Here is a 17033-nt window from a genome sequence, read left to right as displayed (position 1 = left end):
TGTGGTGGGTGTTTATTCTTGAAAATAACCCTGAATTAAAAGGATAAGTAAATATATGAATAAGATTTTTAAAGTCATTTGGAATCATGCAACTCAAACATGGACTGCTGTATCAGAGCTTTCTAAAGTCAAGGCAATTTCTTCTTCTACTACTTCAAATAAGCCTGACTCATTGAGTGCCAATTTAATTAAAGCAATTGCAATTACATTGCCACTTGCGACCACACCTCTTGTGGCTAATGCTTATGTTGAAATTGCAGGCACTCCGCACACTGCACAACCCAACCCTAGTGCGAGTGCTAAACCTGATGCTAGAGCTACTATTACTTGGGCATATGATTATAAAAATCCTGGTAATAAATCTTACCGTGATGCCGATAGGCAAGGTAACTTAGCCGATGGTTATTCAAATAACGGAGAATATGCGTTTGGTATCGCAATTGGTAATAAGAGTAATGCTCTTAACAAAGAGGGATCTTCAAATGGTATTGCAATCGGTGATTATTCTCAAGCTATTGGTGGACTATCTACTGCTATCGGTGCATTTTCAAATGCGGAAGATATAGGCTCAACTGCAATTGGTACTTCTGCTCGAGCCAAAGGATTTAACTCTCTTGCAATGATGCGTCAATCCGCTGCGATTGGTGACTATTCTGCAGCAATCGGTTCTGTCGCCTATGCAAAAGGGAATGCAAGTTTTGCATTTGGGGCGTCCGCGACATCAAATGGTAATCAATCTATTGCGATTGGTAATGCCGCGCCTAAAACTCTTGATGGTTTACCTGGAGCTGGGGAGGCGAAAAGAACCAAGTATGACGGTTTAAGTAATACCCAATCAAATGGTGATCGTTCCGTTGCAATTGGTTCGGGAGCGAAAACAAATGGTAATGATTCCTTTGCATTTGGTTCATTAGCCAGCACAGGGGAATTTTCTTCTGTACGTGATAATTACTTAGGTGAAAACGTAACTAAACCTAGTTCCTCCACTGCAGAAAAAGCGATTGCATTTGGTACAAGTTCAAGAGCGATAGGGAATGCATCTATTGCTTTTGGTTACAATTCATTAGGTGCTAAAACCAATTCTATTGCATTCGGTGTAGAAGCTAAAGCGCATAAGAATGATGCTGTTGCATTTGGTAGTAATGCTAATGCAACTGAGGCCAACTCGATTGCTTTTGGTAGTAATGCCCAAGCGTTACATGAAAATGTGATAACTATCGGTAAAAACTCAAAAGCAACTAAAAAAGGTGCGATGAGTATTGGTGAGGGGGCAATATCTAATGCTAATAACTCATTGGCTTTGGGTAACGGCACTATTGTTAATCAAGAAGATATTAAAAATAAAAACGCAAAATATACAAATGATGGTTTTGATGTTGAGCGTGGTGTTGTTGCGATCGCAAATAAAGGTGCAGAGCGCCGTTTAGTTAATTTAGCGGCAGGTCGTGAAGACACTGATGCAGTAAATGTTAAACAGTTGTCTGAGGTTAATGATAATTTAGCAAAATCTATTGCCGGAGATGGTTATACTGGTTACAACATTGATAGCACTACTGGTCGTTACACTTATAAAGCACCTGAGTTTGATATTAAAAATCAGAAACTGAGTAATGTAAAAAAAGCGGTAGAACTCGCTCAAACCAACTATGTAAGTGTTAATGCTGATAAATCTAAACAAAAAGAAACTAATAGTAATTATGATAATTTAGGTGCTAAAGGTACGGGATCTATTGCATTGGGTGAAATGACCGGTACAGGAACAAATGCAAAAGAGTCAATTGCAATCGGACATAATACGAATGTAACCGGGGCTAATACTATTGCTATTGGTGCAAATATTAATGCGGGTACAACCGGTTCGGTCATTCTTGGTGATAATTCTACAACCATAGGATCACATGCAACTGAGACGGTCGCAAATAAAACGATTGGTGGACATACTTACAATTTCAGTGGCTCTGTTCAGGATTCAGGCCGCTTTGTAAGTGTTGGTGAAAAAGGTAAAGAACGCCAAATTAAAAATGTAGCGGCGGGGCATGTTGAAGCTAATTCAACTGACGCAATTAATGGTTCTCAATTATATGCTGTTGCATCACGAATTGAACAAGGTTGGAAAATCACAACAGATAAGATTGGTTCAGGTGAAGTAAGCGGCAATAAAGAGCAAAAAATTGCAATGGGTGATACGGTGAAAATCATCGCAGGCAATAATATTAATATTACGCAAAATAATGCTAATTTAACAATTACGACTAAAGAAAACGTTTCTTTCACGAAAGTGACAACAGGTAATACAACTTTAGATGATAAAGGTTTGACAATTAAAGATGGGCCAAAAATCATTAAAGATGGTATTGATGCTGGTAATAAAAAAATTACCAATGTTTCAAATGGCACGATTAATGCAAATAGTAAGGATGCAGTAAATGGTTCTCAACTTTTTGCTACAAACCAAAATGTTACAAATAATGCCAATAATATTGCTAATAACACTCAGAATATTTCTAAAAATACAAGTGAAATTGCTAAAGGTTTAAATTTCCAAGGCGATAATACAGGTGTAACTGTAAATCGTAAACTAGGAGAGACGTTAAATGTAACAGGTGGTGCCGCGGAAAATAATTTATCAGACAATAATATTGGTGTTGTTGGAACTGAAGGCTCCAGTTCGGCACAAGGCGGTTTAGCAATTAAATTAGCAAAAGATCTTAAAGGTTTAAATAGCGTTAATACTAAAGAGATTAAACTTGGTGATCAAACGAATAATACGACTATTAAGTACGAGGGCGATCGTATTAAATATGGTGACCAAAGTATTGCTAATTTAGGTGATGAAAAACATATTACAAAAGGTGAATACTCTGTTCAGAATGATGGTTCTGTAACAATGACTTATACCGATGGTAATGGAAAATTAGTCGCAAATGAAACAGCAAAAATCACAGGAATTGCCAAACAAGATCTTTCCAATATTAATAATGAAGGTGAAACTAAGATTAAAAACTTAGCGAAAGCTACAATTAATATGGAAGATGGTAAAAATACTAAAGTATCGTACCGTGATGTGAATGATGTTAAAACATTTAAGGTAGATGTCGAGGGTGCTTTAGCGAATATTACTTCAATTACTAACGGTAATGGCTCAGGTAAAGTTGAGTTCAGACCAGATGGTGTTGTGAATGTCAGCGGTAATAATTCAATCAACCTAAATGGTAAGGATGGTCACATTACAGGCTTAACCAATACTGATTGGAATGTAACCAACCCAACTCCGGTATCCGGTCGTGCAGCTACAGAAGATCAATTAAAAACGGTATCTAATGTAGTAAACACTAAAATTGGTGATAACAGTATAAAATTAGGCGGTAATTCAGGTACAACTAGTGAACAAAAACTATCCAAATCGGGCGGTTTGCAATTTAATGTTGTAGGTGGTGATAATGGTAAATATGTATCAACAACCGCAGCAGGTACGGATGTTACTGTTGATTTAACGAAAGAGACAAAAGACAAAATCGACAATGCAGCCAATGTTAATTTAACTAATATTACTGATGGTGGTAAAACTGTAATTCGTAACGAGGCGAAAAAAGCAGTTAAAGTTATTAATGGCAAAAATACGACTGTGACTAAAGGTGTTGATGGTGATGTAGATACTTATGCTGTTAATGTAGAGGGTGAATTAACCAATATTACTTCTATTACAGGTGATACCGGTACAGGTAAAATAAATTTCAACCCGAACGGTGTAGTAACTGTGGGTAGCGGTAATACTGCGATCAATTTTAACGGCAATACTGGCGACATAACCGGTTTAACAAATAAAACGATAGATGGTTCGGATTTTGGTACTAAAGGTCGAGCTGCAACCGAAGAACAGTTAAGTCTTGTTAATAATAAATTTAATAATACGATTAAATTAGGTGGTGATAAATCAACTACGACTGATGCTCAAGCTTTCAGTAAAAATGGCGGTTTACAATTTAACGTTGTAAGCGGTGATAATGGTAAGTATGTATCAACAACCGCAGCAGGTACGGATGTTACTGTTGATTTAACGCAAGATACAAAAGACAGAATTGATAATGCAGCGGGTAAAAACCTAACCAATATTACTAATGAAGGTAAGAAAGTCATTACTGGATTAGGTACAGTTGTTGAAGCCGGCAATAACGTAGTCGTAACCAACACAACTGATGCTACAACAGGCCAAAAAACTTATACAGTTAGCGCAATAGCTCAAAACTTAGGTGACGCAGAACTATCATACAAAGCTAATGGTGAGAATCCACAAAAAGTTAAAGTATCACAAGGCTTAGATTTCACAAATGGTAACTACACAACCGCAACAGTAGGTGCGAATGGTAAAGTTCAATACGGTGTAAACGTAGGTAATATTACAACCGGTGCTGATGGTAAAGCAGGTATTGATGGCGCAAATGGTAATACTATTGCAACAGTGAAAACTGTAGTTGAGGCAATTAATAACAGTGGTTGGTTAGCTAATGCAACAAAATCAACAGGTGATCTAGATGGAGCATCAGTAGCAACTAAAGTAGCGCCAAGTACGGTCGTGAATTTCGATGCCGGCAAAAACTTAACAGTTAAACAAGATGTGACGGATCCTAATAACCAAACTTATACTTATTCTTTAGCAAATGATATTACGATTGGTGAAAAAGGTGAACCGGGCACACCAGGTAAAGACGGAATTGATGGTAAGATTGGTATCAATGGTAAAGACGGTTCGGCTGTAGTTATTAATGGTAAAGACGGATCTATTGGCTTAAATGGCACAAACGGTAGTAATGGCTTAACGATCAAAGGAGATAAAGGTTCAGTTGGTGTTGATGGAACGGATGGGGCTAACGGTAAAGATGGTATGACCCGTATTATTTATAAAGATGATAAAGGTACGAATCACACCGTTGCAACATTAGAAGATGGACTAAGATTCACTGGTAATAATGAGTCTGTTGAAAATAAACATAAACTGAATACTTTAGTAAAAGTACAAGGTGAAGGAGTTAATGAAGCTACAGCTAACACCTTTGAATCTGCGGCGGGCAATATTAATGTTGTCGCAGATGGTAGCAATAAGTTAGAAGTTAAACTTAACAAAGATATTAACTTAACTGATAGAGGTTCTGTAAAAGTAGGCAATACTACTGTAAATAATAGCGGTATTACTATTACTAACCCGGCTGATACAACTAAAACGGTATCTTTAACAGACTCAGGTTTGAATAATGGCGGAAACCAAATTAAAAATGTAGCCAATGGTACAAATCCTACAGATGCAGTTAACTTTAGCCAGTTGGATTCGGTGAAAGCGGCAGAACGTCATATCAAACCGGGTGAATACCAAGTGGATGATAGCGGCACAGTAACTATGACTTATGTTGATGGTGATGGCAAGGATGTTACAGGTGAAGCCAAAATCACAAATATTGCCAAATCAGATTTAGAAAATATTACTAATGACGGTAAGAAAGTGATTACCGGTTTAGGTTCGATTGTTCAATCCGGTAGCAAGAATGTCACGGTAACACCAAGTGAAGACCAAACAACAGGTCAGAAAACTTATACAGTTTCTGTTGCAGAACAAAACCTTGGTGATGCTCCATTAACCTATAAAGCAAACGGTAAAAATAATCAAACTGTTACTTTATCAAAAGGATTAAACTTCACAGATGGTAACTATACAACGGCATCAGTAGATAGCGATGGTATTGTTAAATATGATGTTAAGTTAGGTGCAACTCCAACTACCCCAATAGATGGTAAGAATGGTAAAGATGGTGCAAATGGTATAGCAACAGTTCATCAAGTGGTTGATATCGTAAACAATAGCGGATGGAATGCAAATGCAACCGGTAATGTAAATGGTGTTTCCGTGGCGAAAACTGTAAAACCTGGCGCAGTAGTTAATCTGGATGCGGGTAAAAATTTAACTGTCACTCAAAGTGGTACTGATGAAAATCAAACCTATAGCTTTGCGCTGAATAAAGACCTAACTAATTTAGATAAGATTGTTGTAAACGGCAAAAATGGTGCTGATGGTAAAGATGGTGTGACAATCACTGGTCCTAATGGACAAAATGGTGAAGATGGCAAAGTCGGAATCAGCGGTAAAGATGGCAAAGATGCAATTTCTATCTCCGGTAAAGATGGAGTTGGTCACATTGGCTTAACCGGTCCTAAAGGCGCTGATGGTAGTGATGGTGTATCGGCTGATATTTCTGTAAAAGAAGGCAAAGCTGGCGTTGACGGTGAAGATGGTAAAGATGGAATTACCCGTATTGTTTACAAAGATAAAGATGGCAAAGAACATGAAGTGGCAACGCATGATGATGGTATGAAATACTATGGTGATGCAATTGCAAATACAAATGTCATCAAAAAACACTTAAATGAACAAGTAAATGTTATAGGTGGTATTACAGATAGAAACGAGCTTTCGGAAGAGAATAACATCGGTGTTATTTCTGATGGTTCTAATAATTTAACCGTTCGTTTAGCTAAAAATCTTAACGGTATTAATTCGATTGGTGGCAATAACTCATCAATTGTCTTTACCGGTAAAGATAATAATGATCCAAGCAAACCGGCTGTAACCATTAAGGGCGGAGATGTCAGTGTTGATGGTAATAGAATTACGAACCTTAAAGATGGTGATGTAAATGCAACATCTAAAGATGCTGTAAATGGTTCACAACTTTATAATGCAACCAATGCAATCAACACGAAAGGTTTAGATTTTGGTACTCAATCAACGGGTAATGATTCAGTTATTCATAAAAACTTAGGTGAAAAACTTGAGATTGTGGGTAAAGGAGAGAAATCAGATACTGAGTATGATGCAACTAACATTAAAACCATCACTGAAAATGGTAAAGTTGTTGTCGCTTTAGCGAAAGATTTAACAGCAAATAAAGTCACTGTTGGCGAGAAAGGCGCTAACGGGAAAGATGGTATTGACGGTTCTATCGGCGTGAATGGCAAAGATGGTTCATCAGTAGTTATCAATGGTAAAGACGGCTCAATCGGTTTAAATGGTAAAGATGGGGCAAATGGTTTAACCATTAAAGGTACCGATGGAAAAGCGGGTGTTGATGGAAAAGATGGTGAAAGTAAAACACGTATTATTTATGAAACCAAAGATCCTAAAGACCCGAGTAAAACTATTACCGAAGAAGTGGCAACGCTTAACGATGGCTTAAAATTCAAAGGTGATGACACTACAGTTATAGCTAAAAAGCTAAATGAACAATTAGAAATCGTTGGTGGAGCGGATAAAGCTAAGCTAACAAAAGACAACATCGGAGTGAATAGTAAAGATGGTAAGTTAAGTGTTCAATTATCAAAAGACCTTAACGATATTGAGACTATTACAAATGGTCAATCAAGTGTTGTGCTAAACAAAAATGGGGGTACAACCATCTCTGGTGGTGATGTAAGCGTCGATGGCAATAAGATTACTAATGTTAAAGCTGGTGATGTAACTGAAACATCTACTGATGCAGTAAATGGTTCTCAGTTATATAACGTTCAGAAAGATCTTACTGCTAAAGGCTTAGACTTTGGAGCACAGTCCGGTGATGATATTCACAAAAATCTAGGTGAAAAACTTGAGATTGTAGGTAAAGGCACACAAGCTGATGATCAATATGATGCAACAAATATCAAAACCATGACTAAAGATGGCAAACTCGTTATTGGTTTGGCTAAAGATCTAACTGCAGATAAGGTGACAGTCGGTCAAAAAGGTGAAAACGGTAAAGACGGGGTTGATGGTCAAATTGGGGTGAATGGCAAAGATGGTTCATCTGTGGTTATCAATGGTAAAGATGGCTCAATCGGCTTAAATGGTAAAGATGGAGCAAATGGTCTAACCATTAAAAGTGCGGATGGAAAAGCGGGTGTTGACGGAAAAGATGGTGAAAGCAAAACACGTATTGTTTATGAAACCAAAGATCCTCAAGATCCGAATAAAACCATTACCGAAGAAGTGGCAACACTTAACGATGGTTTAAAATTTAAAGGTGACAAAGGTGACTCTATTGCTAAAAAACTCAATGAAGAGCTAGAAATCTTAGGGAAATTAAATGCGAATGCTAATGTTACAGATAAAAACTTACGTGTTGATAATGAAGGTGGTAAGTTAATTCTTAAAATGGCTAAAGAGCTACAAGATTTAACAAGTGCACACTTCATTGATGAAATGACTGGTAATAAATCTGTTATCAATGGCAGTGGTTTAACCATTACACCAAAAGATGCTCCTGCAAATAAAACTGTTAGCGTGACAGAAAAGGGGCTGAACAATGGCGGAAACCAGATTGTTAATGTTGATAGTGGTTTGAAAGACGCTAATGGTAATAAAGTATCTTTAACAGATGCTGAAGGTAATACATTAAACAATGCTGTTAATGTTGGTGACTTAAAAGAATCCATTAGTAACATTACTGACCCATCAAAAGGCGGTGGATTTGGTTTAACGGATGAAAATGGTAATGACGTTAAAGCAAAACTTGGTGAAACAGTCACCGTAAAAGGTGATGGAAGTGTAATCACTAAAGTCGTTAATGAAGATGGCAAAGCTAAGTTACAAGTTGGCTTAAATAAAAATGTCACTATTGGTAATAATCAAGAATCAGGTGTTATCACTGTTAAAGGTGAAAATGGTCAGGATGGAGTTTCTATCAATGGTAAAGATGGTTCTATTGGCTTGAAAGGGGCTGATGGTAAAGAAGGTATATCCTTGAATGGGAAAGAAGGAACTATTGGTATTAACGGTAAAGATGGTTCGAGTGGCGCAATTACCGTTGTGCAAGGTCAAGCTGGTCTTGATAGTAACGACGGTAAAGATGGCAAAACTAAAACCCGTATCATTTATGAAAAATCAAACGGTGAAACCGAAGAAGTGGCAACACTTAACGATGGTTTGAGATTTACCGGTAACAATGAAGTGGTTAATAACCATAAATTAAATTCTGTTGTGACCATTAAAGGTGAAGGTGTTGATAAAAATGCATCTAATAACTTTGAATCGGCAACAGGCAACATTAATGTTAAAGCTGATGGCAAAGGTACTTTAGAAGTTCAATTAGCTAAAGACTTGAAAAATGTTGATTCTATCTCAAGTAAAGATGGTCAAAAAATTGAGTTTAAAGCAGGTGGAACAACGATCTATGGGGGATATTTAAGTGTTGATGGTAACAAGATCACTAACGTGAAAGCAGGTGAAGACGATACTGATGCAGTTAATGTGAAACAGTTAAAAGATGGTATTGCTCAAGCAACGACAAAGGTTGATGCAGGTAAAAATATTGAAGTGATACCAACAAAAAATTCTGATGGTAGCACGACATATACTGTGAAAACCAAAGATAATGTTGATTTCGCTTCTGTAACCACTGGCAACACAACGATGAATGATAGTGGTATCACAATCAGAGCATCTGACAATGGTAAAACCAATGTGACGTTAACCAATAAAGGGTTAGATAACGGTGGTAATAAAGTTGTAAATGTTGCTGATGGTGAAATTAGTTCAACATCTAAGGATGTTGTAAACGGTTCGCAATTACACAACGTTAAGCAAGAACTGGCTAGAGAAGGTTTGAACTTCAAAGGTCAAAGTGGACAGAGTATTCATAAAAATCTTGGTGAAACACTTGAAATAGTTGGTAAAGGCGAGAAAGCTGATACCGAATATGATGCGACAAACATCAAAACTTATGAAGAAAACGGCAAAGTTGTTGTCGCTTTAGCGAAAGACCTAACGGCAAATAAAGTCACTGTGGGTGAAAAAGGTACCAATGGTAAAGACGGTGCTGATGGCTCTATCGGTGTGAACGGTAAAGATGGTTCAGCAGTAGTTATCAACGGAAAAGACGGCTCAATTGGCTTAAATGGTAAAGATGGCAAAAATGGCATTTCTATCAAAGGTCAAGATGGTAAAGTTGGCGTTGATGGGAAAGATGGTGAAACTCGTTTGGTTTATGTGGAAAAAGACAATCCAAATAAAACTCACGAAATCGCCACTACTGATGACGGCTTGAAGTTCACAGGTAATAATGGAATAGTGAACAACAACAAACTTAACAGTAAAGTTACAGTGAAAGGTGAAGGAGTTTCTAAATCACAATCTGAAAACTTCAAATCCGCAAAAGGTAACATTAATGTTAAGGCCGACGGTAAAGGCACTTTAGAAGTTCAGCTTGCAAAAGATGTTGACCTTGGTCATGATGGTTCTGTAAGGGCAGGTAATACCGTTGTAAACAATCGTGGTGTTTCTGTGAAAAATGGCCCAAGCATGACGACTGATGGTATTAATGCAGGCAATAAAAAAATTACCAATGTCGCACCTGGTGAGGTTTCCGCAACTTCGACTGATGCGGTAAATGGCTCTCAGTTATACGCAGTTAATCGAAATATCAATAATATTAACAGTAATGTTAATGGCTTAAATAACAAGATTAACAAAGTTGATAAAGATCTGAGAGCGGGTATTGCAGGGGCAGCTGCGATTGCCGGTTTACCACAGGTTAGAGGAAATGGAAAATCCATGGTTGCCGTTGCAGCGAGTAATTATCGTGGTGAAAATGCGGTGGCCTTAGGTTATACCAAAGCCAGCGATAACGGAAAAGTATTGCTGAAATTAAGTGGTAGTACCAATACTCGTGGTGATGTTGTAAGTGCGGTCGGTCTTGGTTATGAATGGTAATTAAGTATTCATAGCTGAATCCGATGTTATAAAGCTCAATCTTTTATCTAAGAGATTGAGCTTTCTTTATTTATAGAAGATCAAACCCAATCTGACCGTCTCTTGTTTAAAAATCTCATATCCGATAGTTTGCTTTAAGATTAAATTTTTACCTCATTTATTTTCACTTTACCACAACTCAAAAATGAGATTATTTAAGGCAAATTTTCTTATCTATTCCTTTATTATTTTATTTATTTGGCTTTATCAATATCTCATTCATAGGTCAGTATTTGAAATAGAAAAGCCCTGGTATTACAGGGCTTTGAGCTATTTTTGAAATGAATTGAAAGACTATGAAAAGTGGGGTTTTTATTCCCACTCAATTGTTGCCGGGGGTTTTCCGCTTACGTCATACACGACACGAGAGATACCATTTACTTCATTGATAATCCGGTTGGAGATTTTGCCTAATAACTCGTATGGTAAGTGTGCCCAATGAGCGGTCATAAAGTCGATGGTTTCAACGGCTCGGAGAGAAACAACCCAGTCATATTTACGACCGTCCCCCATTACGCCTACGGATTTCACCGGAAGGAACACGGTGAAGGCTTGGCTGACTTTGCAATACCAATCTGCTTTGTGTAATTCTTCAATGAAAATCGCATCGGCACGGCGGAGGAGATCGCAGTATTCTTTTTTCACCTCACCTAACACACGCACCCCTAATCCCGGACCCGGGAATGGATGGCGATTGAGCATTTCTGCCGGTAAACCGAGCGCTAAGCCGATTTTACGCACTTCGTCTTTGAATAGTTCACGCAATGGTTCGACCAAGCCAAGTTTCATATAATCCGGCAAACCACCCACATTATGGTGTGATTTGATCACATGGGCTTTGCCTGTTTTGCTGGCGGCAGATTCAATAACATCAGGATAAATCGTACCTTGTGCCAACCATTTTACATTTGGCAATTTTTTCGATTCATCATCAAACACATCGACGAAGACTTTACCGATGATTTTACGCTTCGCTTCCGGTTCGTCCACGCCGGCGAGTTCGCTTAGGAAACGATCTTCTGCGTTCACACGGGTGATGTTTAAACCGAATTTATTGCCGAACATTTCCATCACTTGATCGCCTTCGTTTAAGCGTAATAAGCCGTTATCCACGAAGACACAGTGCAAGTTTTTGCCGATTGCGCAGTGCAATAATAAGGCGACAACAGAGGAATCTACGCCACCTGATAAGCCTAAAATCACTTCATCATCGCCCACTTGTGCTTTTATGCGGGCTACAGCGTCTTCGATGATATTTTCTGCCGTCCATTTGGTTTCGCAGCCACAGATGTTCACCACGAAGTTCTTCAATAATTCCAAACCGCTTTTCGTGTGGGTGACTTCAGGGTGGAATTGAACACCGTAGAAATGACGATTTTCATCAGACATGGCCGCAATCGGGCAAGTTGGCGTTGTACCTGTAACAGAAAAGTGATTGGGTAAACGGGTCACTTTATCGCCGTGACTCATCCAAACATCTAATTTGTTATCGCCATCGTTGAGATTGGCAAAAAGTGCGGTCGAATTTTCCAATGAAACGGAGGCATAACCAAACTCACGGTGATCGGAGGTTTCCGTTAAACCGCCCAATTGCATTGCCATAGTTTGCATACCATAGCAAATACCCAACACTGGGACTCCGGCATTAAAAACATATTCCGGCGCACGGGGACTGTTTGCTTCCGTGGTGCTTTCAGGTCCGCCGGAAAGAATAATCCCGGTTGGATTAAACTCACGGATTTGTTCTTCCGTGACATCCCATGCCCAAAGTTCGCAGTAAACCCCGATTTCACGCACACGGCGAGCAATGAGTTGGGTGTATTGTGAACCAAAGTCTAGGATCAGAATTTTATGGTGGTGAATGTTTGTCATTTTTTACCTTAATAAGATGAATGATGTAATTTTTGAATAATGGTTAAAATTTCGTTCATATCCTTAGCGCAATAATCGGCTTGGGATTGGTCAATATGCATTCGCTTTTCTTCGTAGGCAATCACAGGAATACAGGCAGATTTTGCCGCTTGAATACCGAAAAAGGAATCCTCAATCGCAACAGTATTTTTTGCCTGAGTGCCTAATTTTTCAAGCGTGTAGCGATAAATGGTCGGATCAGGCTTGCTGTATTCAAATTGTTCGCCACTGACGATAAAGTCAAAGTGCTGAATAATATCACATTTTGTCAAAATATTCTGAATATGTTCAAGGCGAGAAGAGGAGGCTACCGCCAATTTGATGTGATGTTGTCTGGCAAAATCAATAATTTTTTGAATATCAGAACGAAAAATTGAGGGATAATCCACTGTCGAAAAAAGTTGGTTGAAAAAATCAACATAGCGTTGTTTAACTTCTTCCAGGGGTAAGGATGAACCGCTTAATTTTTTCACGATTTCAGGAATCTCAGATAGTCCCTTTCCTACGACTTCTGAACGCTCAAGGAGCGTTAAAGTGCGATCATGTTCTTTGATAGATTCGATAAATTTCGCCTGCAAGTGGTATTCTAAAAATTCCGTGTCGACAATCACACCGTCCATATCGAAGATAATTGCTTGGAGCATGGGATTCCCCTTTTCAGTATAAACGTTCAAATTTGAAAACTTTGTGAAAAATGACCGCACTTTAAACAACAAAAGTGGGCTAAAAGCCCACCTTACCTGATTACCCCATCCGATAATTCGGGGCTTCTTTAGTAATTGTCACATCGTGAACGTGGCTTTCTTTAATGCCGGCACCGCTGATTCTCACAAATTCCGCTTTGGTGCGGAGTTCGTCAATAGTGGCACAGCCCGTTAATCCCATACAAGAACGCAAACCGCCCATTTGCTGATGGATGATTTCTTTTAAGTAGCCTTTGTATGGAATACGCCCTTCAATGCCTTCCGGCACGAGTTTGTCGGCAGCATTGTCCGATTGGAAATAGCGGTCCGATGAACCTTTTGACATTGCTCCCAAAGAGCCCATTCCACGATAGGATTTAAAGGCACGGCCTTGGTAAAGCTCAATTTCACCCGGGGCTTCTTCCGTACCGGCAAACATTGACCCCACCATCACACAGCTTGCACCGGCAGCGAGGGCTTTGGCGATGTCGCCTGAGAAGCGGATACCGCCATCGGCAATAACCGGAATGCCACGATCTTTCAAGGCTTCTGCCGCATCAGCAATCGCTGTGATTTGTGGCACGCCTACGCCGGTGACGATACGAGTAGTACAGATTGAGCCAGGTCCGATCCCTACTTTCACGGCACTTGCTCCGGCATCAGCCAGAGCGATCGCTCCTTCAGCTGTGGCAATATTGCCGGCGATAATAGGAAGATCAGGGTATTTGGCACGGGTTTCACGCACACGTTGTAGTACACCTTCGGAATGACCGTGTGAAGAGTCGATTAACAACACATCCACGCCGGCTTTGACTAACGCATCAATACGTTCTTCGTTACCCGGGCCTGCACCCACTGCCGCACCTACACGCAAACGCCCAAATTCATCTTTACAGGCATTCGGTTTACTTTCGGCTTTTTGATAGTCTTTTAGGGTAATCATCCCTTTTAATTTAAAATTGTTATTGACCACTAATACTTTTTCCACACGATTTTCGTGCATCAAGCGGAAAATTTCTTCACGGGTTGCCCCTTCTTTGACGGTGACTAATCGCTCTTTAGGGGTCATAAAATCCGCCACTGTTTTGCTTAAATCTGAAATAAAACGAGTATCACGCCCTGTAATGATGCCGACTAAATTTTTCTCTGCATCGACCACCGGATAACCCGCAAAACCGTTTTTCTTGGTGAGTTCAGCCAGTTCTGCAAGCGTAAGGGTAGGGGGCACGGTGACAGGTTCGGAAACGATACCGCTTTCAAATTTTTTCACCTTGCGTACACGATCCGCTTGGCGTTCAATGGACATATTTTTATGAATAAAACCAATACCGCCTTCTTGAGCAAGAGAAATTGCCAATTTGGTTTCGGTTACAGTGTCCATTGCCGCAGAGAGCATAGGAATATTCAAACGAATGGTTTTGGTGAGTTGGGTTGAAAGATTAGCGGTGTTTGGAAGCACGGTAGAATGTGCAGGGACAAGAAGAACATCATCGAAAGTGAGGGCTTCTTTTTTGATTCTAAGCATAGCAATATTTCCGTCGTTAAAAATGAATGTTAAAAAATATTGCGGCGGCATTATACAGATTTTGTACCATTTTGAAAATGAAATTTTTAGGTTTTATGCTATGATCAGCAAACGTTTTCGTGATGGGAAAAAGTATGAATTTGGCATTGTTAAGCTGTTTGTCTGATTGTACACCTAAAGTGCGGTCAGAATTGGCGGAGTTTTCACAAAATATCACTTTTGATGTGCAGCAATTACGGGCATTGGGGCTAAATATTGAAGAAAATACAGCATATTATCAACTCATACCGCAATTGCCTTTATTAAATTCTCACCAAATCTCAACCGCACTTTCACCTTATCGCGTGCATTATTATCCGGTCATCACTTCTACAAATGAGTGGATTTTGCAGAATATTGCTCATTTTCAAAAAGGCGATCTTTGTCTTGCGGAATATCAAACGGGTGGACGGGGACGGCGGGGGCGTCAGTGGCTGTCACCTTTTGCAGGTCAAATGATATTTAGCTTTTATTGGACGTTTGATCCGAGAAAATCCATTGAAGGACTCAGTTTAGTGGTGGGTTTGGCGATTGCAGAAACCTTTGGTGTGCAAGTGAAATGGCCGAATGATATTTTATTTGATGGGCGAAAGCTGGGCGGTATTTTAATTGAGATTGCGAATGTAAAAAACGGAGGGTTAAACCTGGTGATTGGTGTAGGAATTAATGTGTCCTTACCGGAAAAAACAGCCATTAACCAACCCTACGCGCAATTGTGTGAAATCGATCCAAATGTGGATCGTCAGACGTTATTCCCTAAATTAATCCAACATCTTTATATACGCTTAACACGCTTTGAAAAAGAAGGGATTGATGAGGAATTTCAACGGGCGTGGCAGAAACACAATGCATTTTCACACCAAGCGGTGAATGTGATCACTGAGCAGGGTATCGTCCCCGGTATTGAGAAGGGCATTGATGAGAGAGGGTATTTGCAAGTGCAATGTGGAAATAAACTGCGTACCTTCAATGGAGGGGAAGTTTCCCTTCGTCGAAAATAAGTGCGGTCAAAATTTTCGCTGTTTTTAACCGCACTTAATGCTAGATCACTTTTTGCACCAATGCAGAAATATCATGCTTGAACTGCTCTTTTTCTGCCATTTCAGCGATTTGACTGTGGGTGTAACGCTTGGCGTTATATACCGCGACAATACTGGTATCACCAATTTGTAGAAAATGATGCTCGCCAAAATTAGTGTAACGTGTTGCACCAATGCTGATGATCGCTTGTTTCGGATAATTCGCAGCCTCAAGTAAGGCGGCAATATCATTCATCGGACCTTCATCAGGCTGATTATTCATCCGATCGATAATCCAATCCAATAATTTTTGATGAAAATAACTATACCCCACTGCAGGGCTATCAATACCGTACTCATTCATCACGCCATTGCGTTTGTGGAAACAGGCAATGTGGAAATCGTCCAATACACCGCCGCTGTTGAAGTGATCTAATGGTAACCAATTTTCCGAAATGCCTTTAGATTTTTCCCCCCAATTCTTTTTCTCACAAATTTTACGAGCGTTTGGGCGGCGGATGGAACAGTCGTTATAGGCAGCGAAATGGGTCGGCAAAAGTGCGGTCACTTTTCCGTGAGAATATTGAATCTCACAGATTAAGGCAATTTCAGGTTCAATTTGTAAATTATCCGCATCATTTGGGAAGCGAATCTCAGAATGGGAAAGGGGATAAGTGGACAGAAATTGATATTCCCCCAACTTCTCACTTGGCACATAAAAGGGGAAAATCGCTTTCGGTTGCACCGCCTCTACTGTTTTTACCTGTAAAAAATCCACCGCCTCACCCGCTTGCTCCAAATGCCCTGCAAAATTGCCTGCTACGCCTAATCCGATAAAAGCGTTGTTCATTGAGTTCTCCTTTTGTAACAAAATTGATTGAATTTTACTGTTTCTATCTTAGAAAATCATTAAAAGATCAGCGTGAAATTTATCCGATTCGGACGAGATTTAATCAAAAGATCATTTTTTTAAATTTTTTATAAAAATCACTTGCGTGGTGTAAAAAAATCCCTATAATGCACCGCACACAACGACGCACTGTTGTGAACTTTTTAGATTTGCAGTGCGTCGTTCTTTTTTGCTC

General features: G+C 39.4%; 6 protein-coding genes. 2 read left to right on the top strand and 4 right to left on the bottom strand.

Annotated features, from left to right (window positions below):
• Positions 1-55: 55 nt before the first annotated feature.
• Positions 56-10732 carry a YadA-like family protein gene (locus BKK47_RS01895; RefSeq protein WP_143529565.1) on the top strand — a complete coding sequence of 3559 codons (10677 nt, stop codon included), beginning with the start codon at positions 56-58 and terminating at the stop codon, positions 10730-10732.
• Positions 10733-11083: 351 nt separating this feature from the next.
• Here BKK47_RS01895 and guaA read toward each other — a convergent pair whose 3' ends face one another.
• The 3 genes from guaA to guaB form a co-directional block, all read right to left on the bottom strand.
• Complete coding sequence (guaA, locus tag BKK47_RS01875) at positions 11084-12643, bottom strand: glutamine-hydrolyzing GMP synthase (protein ID WP_077493233.1); 1560 nt, start codon at positions 12641-12643, stop codon at positions 11084-11086.
• 8 nt (positions 12644-12651) lie between these two features.
• A complete protein-coding gene (locus BKK47_RS01870) occupies positions 12652-13326 on the bottom strand; it encodes an HAD family hydrolase (protein WP_077493232.1) in 675 nt (224 codons plus the stop codon).
• A 100-nt stretch (positions 13327-13426) separates the two neighbouring features.
• Positions 13427-14890: an IMP dehydrogenase gene (guaB, locus tag BKK47_RS01865; RefSeq protein WP_077493326.1), complete on the bottom strand. Its 1464-nt coding sequence runs from the start codon at positions 14888-14890 to the stop codon at positions 13427-13429.
• Positions 14891-15024: 134 nt separating this feature from the next.
• On the opposite strand from guaB, the gene birA reads away from it, so the two are divergent.
• Positions 15025-15930 (top strand): bifunctional biotin--[acetyl-CoA-carboxylase] ligase/biotin operon repressor BirA, encoded by a 906-nt coding sequence (gene birA, locus BKK47_RS01860; RefSeq protein WP_077493231.1) that lies wholly within the window; start codon positions 15025-15027, stop codon positions 15928-15930.
• 40 nt (positions 15931-15970) lie between these two features.
• On the opposite strand, the gene BKK47_RS01855 is transcribed toward birA, so the two are convergent.
• Entirely contained in the window at positions 15971-16798 is an 828-nt protein-coding gene (locus BKK47_RS01855; RefSeq protein WP_077493230.1) for a DUF5718 family protein, read from the bottom strand.
• Between the last annotated feature and the right edge of the window lie 235 nt (positions 16799-17033).

Source organism: Rodentibacter mrazii (assembly GCF_001998825.1).
Taxonomy (GTDB): domain Bacteria; phylum Pseudomonadota; class Gammaproteobacteria; order Enterobacterales; family Pasteurellaceae; genus Rodentibacter; species Rodentibacter mrazii.
This window is presented reverse-complemented; position numbering and strand designations above follow the sequence as displayed.